Consider the following 8,710-nt stretch of genomic DNA (forward strand, 5'->3'; position numbering starts at 1 on the left):
GGCCATGGCTGCTTATCTCGAATTCGTCTGGTGTGGTGCTGAAGATGGTGCTCACGAAAGGAATCGAACCTTCGACCTCTTCCTTACCAAGGAAGTGCTCTACCGACTGAGCTACGTGAGCGAGTTTTGCATTATGGCATGAACTCGATAATATTCAAAGTTCATTCAATGGAGCGGGAGACGGGAATCGAACCCGCACCATCAGCTTGGAAGGCTGAGGTTCTACCATTGAACTACTCCCGCACCGGGAAGTGCCACAACGTGAAGCTGGTGGAGGGAGGTGGATTCGAACCACCGAAGGCGTAAGCCAGCAGATTTACAGTCTGCCCCCGTTGGCCGCTTGGGTATCCCTCCGTTTCAACCCCATCCCGTGCCGCCGAAGCGTTGCGGTGTGTGGTGGTGAGCCCGCAATTCTGGAGATGAAGCGGGGGCCTGTCAACGCTTTTTTTCACTTTTTTTCACATGCGTCGCAAACCCTTTGATACGCAAGCCTATTGCCCGGGCAGTGCCAAGGCCTCGTCGGCGAAGATCGCCACATGCGGAACGCCGTCGGCACCGATCCAGCCGCGGTACATGCCCTGCGTGTTGAACGGCGTGGCCGCTTTTCCATCGGCGGAGAGCACGATCGCACCGCCATCCCCACCCATCTGCGGAATCGCCTCGTTGATCACGCCCCTGCCCGCCTCCGCCGGCGACTGGCCCTGGTAGCGGATACGCGCGCAGATCTCGTGCGCGGCAGCGGTGCGGATGTAGTACTCGCCCCACCCGGTTCCCGACACCGCACAGCGTGCATCGGCCCAGGTGCCGGCGCCGATGATCGGCGAATCGCCGACGCGCCCGTAGCGCTTGTTGGTCATTCCTCCGGTGGAGGTCCCCGCTGCCAGGCGCCCCTGCGCATCCAGCGCAACCGCACCGACCGTGCCGAAGTGCCGGGCCGTTTCCAGGTCGGCGTGGGCCTGGCCGCCGGCCTCCTCCTTCAGTGCGCGCTGCAGCTGCTGCCAGCGCTTGTCGGTGCGGAAGTACGAAGGATCGACCAGGGTCATGCCCTGCTCGACGGCGAACGCCTCAGCGCCCTGCCCGACCATCATCACGTGTTTCGATTCCTGCATCACGGCCGTTGCCAGCAGGATCGGGTTGCGTACGCGCTGCACGCCGGCCACCGCGCCGGCCGCCTGGGTGGCGCCATCCATCACGGCCGCATCCAGCTCGTTGCGCCCTTCGTGGGTGAACACCGCGCCTTTGCCGGCATTGAACGTGGGATCGTCCTCGAGAACGGTGATCGCTGCGGTGACCGCCGCCAGTGCAGGGCGACCGGCTGCCAGCTCGGCATGCCCCTTCAGCAGCGCCGCACGGAGTGCCGCACGTGCCGCCTTCTCCTCGGCGGCGGACAGATCCTTGCGCTCGACGCCGGCACCGCCATGGATGACCAGCAGGGGCGACGCATCCGGCGCAGCATGGGCGAGCAACGGCAGGGACAGCAGCGCAGACAGCGCCAGATGAAGCTTCATCGATATCTCCGGAAATGGAAGCGATGGCATCGAGCAGGCTCGACGAGATGCCCGAAGGGAAGGGCCGGCGCGCGGCCGGCAGCAGCGGTCAGCGACGGATCAGTTCAATCCGGCCACCGTCAACATCGACCGCTGCGTGATAGTCGGCGTCGGCCTGGAAGTCGTCCAGCCGCATGCGGCCACCGCTTGCCACCACGGTAACCGGCACAGCGTGGAAACGCAGCGGTTCGCCCTGCGTGAGCCGGTCCGCGCCACGTCCCGGGCGGACCACCCAGACCCTGCCATGACCATCGGCGCTGTACACCTGCGCGCGTCCGTCAGGCTCCACGCACAGCGCGGTGTCTTCGTCCACGCCGATGCCGATCATGTCCGGGTCGCCACTGTCCTGCGCGGCACGGGCGACGAACACGATCAGGCGACCGAGACGATCACGCCGGTCGAAGTGGGTGTCGGTGACCACCCGCTGCAGATAGGGCATCTGCAGGAAGCCACTGTCCATCGTCACCGCGCTGCCCATCGGGTCGGCCAGCGCGGCGGCGGAGGTGACGCTGCCACCGTCAAGCGCGCCGTAGGCATAGCCACCGAGGATCGCCAGTCCGGCACTGGTGCCGGCGATCGGTTTGCCGGCACGGACGTGGGCATTGAGCGCGCGGTTGAGTGCGGTCCCCTTCCAGAAGCGGATGTAGCGCGACTGGTCGCCGCCGGCGATGAAGATGGCATCGGCCGCGGCCACCACCCGCAGTACGGCCGGGTCATCGGCGCCACGACGGCTGTCGAACACCAGCGTCTGCACGGCGGTGGTGCCGCCGATGTCATGGTGCAGGCGCTCCTGCAGATCGTCGCTGCCGGAGGCGCGCAGGATCAGCACGCGGCCATTGCCGGCCTGCTTCAACCACCACTGGAACGCCTCCGGCACCCACTCTCCACCGCCCATCAGCATCATCGCCGGCGCCCTCGGCCCCGGTCGCGGGGCATCGAGATCGCCGGTCTCGTAATAGGCGAATCCCGGCCCCTGCAGGTCCTGCGCGGACGCGGCCAGCGGCGAGCCCAGGAGAACCAGCACTGCCAGGCCGGCAAGCACGTGATGCAGCCTTCGATGGAACCGTCGCATCTTGATCTCCCTGAACAGAAACGACCTGCAAGCGTTTTCACTCTTTGCCAGATGGGTCATCAGTAGTCAAGGGCATGAAAAAGGCGTTAAATGCCGGCGCCCATTGCGGAAATCTGAATGGGGGATGGGCCCCTCCTCTGCGGGCCGGCATTACTTCCGGGAACTTCTCATGCGTAGACAGGCGATGGCGTGGTCGATCCAGCTGGCGTTGATGGGCCTTGCCGCTTCTGCGGCGGCCCAGGCTCCGGCCTCCTCTCCGGTACGGCAGCTCGATGCGGTGCAGGTCACCGGCTCACGCATTCCGCGCGCCCAGGTCGAGGGCCCCGCCCCGATCACGGTGATCGACGCCGAACAGATCCGTTCCAGCGGCTTCACCACCGTGCCGGACGTGCTGCGGGCAATGACCCAGAACGGCGGCGAGACGCAGAGCCAGCAATCCTCCAGCGGCGCCGACTTCTCGCCGGGTGCGCAGCAGGTCGACCTGCGCGGGCTGGGGCCCAACCACACCCTGGTGCTGGTCAACGGCCGCCGCATCGCCGATTTCCCGATGCCGTTCCAGGGCCGCAGCAACTTCACCGACGTGTCCAACATTCCGCTGGGCATGATCGACCGCATCGAAGTGCTGACCGGCAGCGCCTCGGCCATCTATGGTTCGGACGCGATCGCCGGCGTGGTCAACTTCATCCTCAAGAAGAAGGCCGACGGCACCACGGTCGACGTGCGCATGGGTACCACCAGTGAAGGCGGTGGCGATTCCTTCGACATGAGCCTGTCCAGCGGGTTCAGCACGGGCCGTTTCAATGCGGTGTACAGCGTGGAGCTGCAGTCGCAGACGCCGCTGTGGGCCTATGAGCGCGACATCCAGGATTCGACCCAGGACGGGCCGACCGAGGGCTCGCGCATCGCCCGCCGTGCCTACCTGCGCACCGACTACAACGATGACTACCTGGATCCGGGCGCGGCCACCTGCGTTGCCCTGAGCGGACAGAACCAGGGCAGCACCTACCATGCCTTCCGCCCCCGCTATGGCTACTACTGCGGCAGCGACGCGTCGATCGGCTACGGCACCATCCTCAGCAAGCGCCGCGGCGCCAACGGCTATGCCTCGCTGAGCTATGACTTCGACAACGGCCAGCAGTGGTTCGCCGACGTGCAGATGGGTTACCACACGCTGGCGCTGATGCGCGATGTGACGTCGTGGGGCCGCATGGCCGCCGACGGCGACGAGTCGGGCTACTTCAGCAACGAAGCCACTGGCGAAATCGAGTTCTGGCAGCGTCAGTTCTCGCCCGAGGAAATGGGTGGCCTGCGCAACGCGATGGTGCGCAGCACGCAGAAGACCTTCAGCGTGACCACCGGCTTCAAGGGCAACCTGGCCGGCAACTGGGATTACGAAGCGGCGTTGAGCCATTCGCAGTACCAGTCGCGGATCAGCTGGCCGCAGATCATCGCCGGCAGGGCCAACGACCTGTTCCTGGGCCCGCAGCTGGGCGAGGACGATGACGGCTTCCCGATCTACAACGCCGACCCGTCGCGGCTGTACCGCCCGCTGACCCGCGCCGAGTACGACGCGATCGCCGCACGCACCACCTATACCCCGAAGTCCCGCACCGAGACAGCCGCCCTCACCCTGACCAACGGCTCGCTGTTCGCCCTGCCCGGCGGCGATGCCGGTTTTGCCGCGACCGTGGAAGTGGGCCAGCAGGCCTATGCACTGAATCCCGATCCGCTGGCGACCCAGTACTACTACTACAGCTGGAAGGATTCCGACGGCAGGGGTTCGCGCAACCGCTGGGCAACGGCCGCCGAGCTGCGCATGCCGCTGCACGAGACGATCAACCTGAGCGTGGCCGGTCGCTATGACCAGTACCGCTACTCCGGCCACACGATCGGCAAGGCGACCTGGAGCGGCGGCCTTGAGTGGCGCCCGGTCGAAAGCCTGCTGGTGCGCGGCTCGTACGGCACGGCCTTCCGCGCCCCGGACCTGCACTACGTGTTTGCCGGCCCCGGCAACGACGAGACCAGCGCCGAGGACCTGTACAGCTGCCGCGCCGAACAGGCCGACGACTGCTCGGACTACGAGCGCAACGTCATCCGCAGCCGCAGCGGCAACCGCGAGCTGGACCCGGAGACCAGCACCTCGTGGAGCGCAGGCTTCGTCTGGTCGCCGGCCGCAGGGCTGGATCTTTCGGTGGATTGGTTCGACATCGACATGCGCAGGCAGGTGCAGGACATGGACGTGCGCACGATCCTGGCCAGTGAAGCGAACTGCCGCCTGGGCGACGCCGACATCACGTCACCAACCTGCGTGGACTCACTGGCGCGGGTGACCCGGACCGCCGACGGCCGCCTGTACGGGGTGCATGTGAATCCGATCAACGTGGCACGCGAGTCGACCTCAGGCATCGATGCGGGCCTGCGCTACCGCCTGCAGACCGGTATCGGTGACTTCATCTTCAACGGCAGCCACACCTGGGTGAAGAAGCACGATTTCCAGCGCTACACCGGCGATGCGATCGAGGACCAGTTCGCGGTGAACAGCGGCTTCGACATCCCGCGCACCAAGAGCAGCGTCAGTGTGACGTGGGAAAAAGATGCGTGGTCGGCCACCGTGTACGGTTCGCGACTGGGCAAGCTGCCCACCTCGGACAGCTACGACCAGGTGTTCGACTGGGACAGCGGCGACAGCCCGTACATCAGGGCCACGTACCGCTACAACGCGTCGGTGCAGTATCGCTTCGACGACCACTCGCGCCTGTCTCTGTCTGTGGTCAACGTGTTCAACGAGATGCCGCCGAAGGACGCCACATACACGGCGTACCCGTACTACGACGTCTCCTGGTTCGACAGCGTGGGCCGCACGATCAATCTGCAGTACACGCACAAGTTTGGCGGCAGCGCGCTGTAAGGCGTGCCGCTGCATTGAACTCAGGCGGGAGGACGGGGGCGCAGGCCTCCGTCCCCTTCCGCGTGCAGTTCCGCTCAGGACGTAGACTGCGCCGGCTCCGCAAAGCGCCAGAAGACACGGACCACATCAAGCATCTGTCCATGCAGTTCGTCGTACCGGGCAATCACCCCCGGCGCGAACGTCGCATTACCATTCGCGTCCAGCGGAACCGGCTCCCCCAGCGCGCGGGCCATGTCGATGTAGAAATAATGCATATCACCGTAGGGACGCTTGCTGTCCATCAGCATCACTGCTCTCCCCAGCGTGCGGGTGTTCATGCTCCGCAGCAGTGCAAGGTGTTCCGGTGACACTGCCACCACTTCATCGCCCCGGGAGCCATCCGTGGCCGCGGTCAGGACGTAGCGACCGGGCTCAAGCCTTCCCCCGACGATGAAGCTGGATGCGATCCGGGCAAGCCGTCTGGCAAGGGCCTGCCCCTCATCGGTGCGTCGTCCTGCTGGCTCCTGGCAGAAACGGCCCAGTGCTGCATAGGCGATCAGTGCCTCTGGATCCTCCGGGTCAACAGAGTCCAGGTAGATACCTCCGCTTTCGCTGAAGTCCGCTTCGGGTCGCAGCCGCTCGCGCATGGCACTCAACAGGCTGACGGCACTGCACTCCGGGGCTGATGCACTCCCTCGTGCAGGCCGCACGACCATGTATTGGCAGCCGTAGGCCAGAAGCAACCCGAGGGCCGCGATCGCCACTACCCACCCATACGTTCGCGTCGTCATCGCAACTCTCCGGATAGCGAACAGGCATGGCGCCGCCCGTGTCAGTGGAAGGGTCAGAGGCCAGCCTGAAGCAGCACCGCGCCGCGCACCATGCAACAAGTCCGAAATCGGAATCTGCTGTTGACCGTGGTTTTCCACACCACGCGTGGAAAGCGATGGGGGCTTGGTGTGGACAAGTAGGTGCGAGCCTTGTACCGCAGGCGTTTCCATGCGTGGTTATTTTTTGTCCACGGCCGCGATTGTTTTCCACACGGCGCGTGGAAGGCAATGGGAACTTGATGTGGACAAGTGGGTGAGAGCGTTGTCGCGCAGGCGTTTCCAAGCGCGGTGAAATTTTGTCCACGGCGTGCGGACAAGCTTCTGTAGAGCCGAGACCATGCTCGGCTCCGGCTCGCATCAGCCGGGCATGGGCTCGGCGCTACAGCGGCACGCTGGGTTTTCCACACCGCGCGTGGAAAGCGGTGGGGGTTTGATGTGGACAAGTGTGTGCGAACGTTGCGCCGCAGGCGTTTCAGAGCATGGTCAATTTTTGTCCAGCGCAGAGACGGATGTCGGAAACGCGGACGCCCCGCTCGGGGCGGGGCGTCCGCGGTCGATCCGATGCCGCTGGATCAGACGTTGAAGCGGAAGTGCAGCACGTCGCCTTCCTGCACGCGGTATTCCTTGCCTTCCAGGCGCAGGCGACCGGCTTCCTTGGCACCGGCTTCGCCCTTGTACTTGATGAAGTCGTCATACGCGATGGTTTCGGCGCGGATGAAGCCCTTCTCGAAGTCGGTGTGGATGACCGCGGCGGCCTGCGGGGCGGTGGCGCCCTTGCGTACGGTCCAGGCGCGGACTTCCTTCACGCCGGCGGTGAAGTAGGTCTGCAGGCCCAGCAGGCTGTAGGCCGCGTTGATCACGCGGTTCAGGCCCGGCTCGCTCAGGCCCAGGTCGGCCAGGAACGTGTCGCGATCCTCATCGTCAAGCTGCGACAGTTCTTCCTCGATCGCGGCGGACACCGGCACCACCTGCGCGCCCTCGGCGGCAGCGTGCGCGCGCACGGCTTCCAGGTGCGGGTTGTTCTCGAACCCGTCCTCCAGCACGTTGGCGATGTACATCACCGGCTTCAGGGTCAGCAGGAACAGGTCGCGCACCAGCGCCTTCTCTTCCTCGTCCAGACCCACCGAACGGCCGGACTTGCCGTCAGAAAGCGCAGCTTGCAGCTTGGCCAGCACCGGCTTGCGCGCGGCGGCCTCCTTGTCGCCACCCTTGGCAGCGCGCTCGGCGCGGTTCAGCGCCTTCTCGACGCTGTCCAGATCAGCCAGGGCCAGTTCGGTATCGATGGTTTCGATATCCGAAATGGGATCGACCTTGTTGTTGACATGGATGACGTCGGCGTTCTCGAAGCAGCGCACCACGTGGGTGATCGCATCGACTTCGCGGATGTGCGCGAGGAACTTGTTGCCCAGTCCTTCGCCGCTGGCAGCACCGGCGACCAGGCCGGCGATGTCGACGAATTCCACGGCGGTCGGAATGACCTTCTGCGGGTTGATGATCGCTGCCAGCTCGTTCAGGCGCGGGTCCGGCACCGGCACGATGCCGACGTTCGGTTCGATGGTGCAGAACGGGAAGTTCGCCGCGGCGATGCCCGCCTTGGTCAGCGCGTTGAACAGGGTCGACTTGCCGACGTTGGGCAGGCCGACGATGCCGCATTTGATACCCATCTTTGACAACCTCTGGGGTGAAATTGATTGGGAAAACAGCGCGCGCGCCGCTTTCCCAAGCTGTTTCAATCGATCATTGCGGGTGCCAACCGGGGTTGGCAGCTACTTCGGGGTGTTCAGGCGCTTCATCGCTTCATTGAAATCGCCCTGCACGGCCAGCGGCATCACGTCGATCGCATCGTCGATGGCGCGCGCGATCAGCAGGTCGTCGTCCTTGGACGGGCGGCCCAGCACCCAGCCCACCACGCGATCCTTGTGGCCGGGATGGCCGATGCCCACGCGCAGGCGATGGAACTTGCCGTGACCCAGCAGGCGGATGGTGTCACGCAGGCCATTCTGGCCGCCATGACCGCCGTCGAACTTGAGCCGCGCCACACCGGGCGGGAGGTCCAGTTCATCATGCGCCAACAGGGTTTCCTCGGGCTCGATCTTCCAGAACCGCTGCGCGGCGGTGACCGATTTGCCACTGAGGTTCATGAAAGTGGCAGGCTTGAGCAGCCATACCGTCTGCCCGGCGATCTCGACCTTGGCGGTCTCGCCGAACAGCTTGCTGTCCACGTTCCATCGCGCCCCTGCCTTTTCCGCCAGGGCCTCAACGAAATGAAACCCGGCATTGTGCCGGGTCCGGGCGTGCTCCGATCCGGGATTGCCCAGACCGACGATCAGTCGCAGTCCTGCCATTGGATCTTCCTGTAGATGCCGGGGCGGGG

Annotated in this window: 6 protein-coding genes and 3 tRNA genes; 1 reads left to right on the forward strand and 8 read right to left on the reverse strand. The window is 65.1% G+C overall.

Annotated elements, in window-relative coordinates:
* Positions 1–45: 45 nt before the first annotated feature.
* The 5 genes from AC06FB_RS18735 to AC06FB_RS18755 all read right to left on the reverse strand — a co-directional run bounded on the left by AC06FB_RS18735 (position 46) and on the right by AC06FB_RS18755 (position 2,619).
* Positions 46–121: transfer RNA gene (locus AC06FB_RS18735), tRNA-Thr, on the reverse strand.
* Positions 122–169: 48 nt separating this feature from the next.
* Positions 170–243: transfer RNA gene (locus tag AC06FB_RS18740), tRNA-Gly, on the reverse strand.
* A 25-nt stretch (positions 244–268) separates the two neighbouring features.
* Positions 269–354, reverse strand: a tRNA-Tyr gene (locus AC06FB_RS18745).
* A gap of 137 nt (positions 355–491) precedes the next feature.
* Complete coding sequence (locus tag AC06FB_RS18750) at positions 492–1,508, reverse strand: isoaspartyl peptidase/L-asparaginase family protein (protein WP_065176002.1); 1,017 nt, start codon at positions 1,506–1,508, stop codon at positions 492–494.
* Positions 1,509–1,596: 88 nt separating this feature from the next.
* Positions 1,597–2,619: a cyanophycinase gene (locus AC06FB_RS18755; protein WP_128989641.1), complete on the reverse strand. Its 1,023-nt coding sequence runs from the start codon at positions 2,617–2,619 to the stop codon at positions 1,597–1,599.
* Between the two features lie 169 nt (positions 2,620–2,788).
* On the opposite strand from AC06FB_RS18755, the gene AC06FB_RS18760 reads away from it, so the two are divergent.
* A complete protein-coding gene (locus tag AC06FB_RS18760) occupies positions 2,789–5,527 on the forward strand; it encodes a TonB-dependent receptor plug domain-containing protein (protein ID WP_478053977.1) in 2,739 nt (912 codons plus the stop codon).
* A 74-nt stretch (positions 5,528–5,601) separates the two neighbouring features.
* Here the strand turns inward: AC06FB_RS18760 and AC06FB_RS18765 are convergent, their stop codons facing one another.
* From AC06FB_RS18765 to pth, 3 genes are all read right to left on the reverse strand, one after another.
* Positions 5,602–6,153: a hypothetical protein gene (locus AC06FB_RS18765; RefSeq protein WP_478053978.1), complete on the reverse strand. Its 552-nt coding sequence runs from the start codon at positions 6,151–6,153 to the stop codon at positions 5,602–5,604.
* A gap of 755 nt (positions 6,154–6,908) precedes the next feature.
* Entirely contained in the window at positions 6,909–8,000 is a 1,092-nt protein-coding gene (gene ychF / locus AC06FB_RS18770) for a redox-regulated ATPase YchF (RefSeq protein ID WP_053520317.1), read from the reverse strand.
* 102 nt (positions 8,001–8,102) lie between these two features.
* On the reverse strand, positions 8,103–8,681 hold the full coding sequence (gene pth / locus AC06FB_RS18775; protein ID WP_053520316.1) for an aminoacyl-tRNA hydrolase: 579 nt from the start codon (positions 8,679–8,681) through the stop codon (positions 8,103–8,105).
* Positions 8,682–8,710 lie beyond the last annotated feature (29 nt).

The organism is Stenotrophomonas sp. Steno-C15 (genome assembly GCF_056393265.1).